The sequence below is a fragment of the Parendozoicomonas verongulae genome, from assembly GCF_009711465.1.
Taxonomy (GTDB): domain Bacteria; phylum Pseudomonadota; class Gammaproteobacteria; order Pseudomonadales; family Endozoicomonadaceae; genus Sansalvadorimonas; species Sansalvadorimonas verongulae.
Map to the genome: position 1 here is coordinate 1 of NZ_SMME01000642.1, position 240 is coordinate 240.

The window sequence follows — 240 nt, forward strand, 5'->3', positions numbered from 1 at the left end:
TATAAGGCATTTGCCAGCCTTTGCAACGAGTATAACCTCCCGTTCAACCCAGGCACGAAAGGCTAGTTGATGGGTAAGGCTGGGGCAATTTTCAAACCCGGTAAAGTTATGGACCCGGGCAGCTCCGGGGGATCCTGTCTTATTTCTTTTGGGTCCGTTTCTCCTTGCACCGGATGTTGCTGCTGCACTGGCGGTGAGAATTAAGCAGACTGACCGTATCGAAGATGAGGCCGCAGGGAC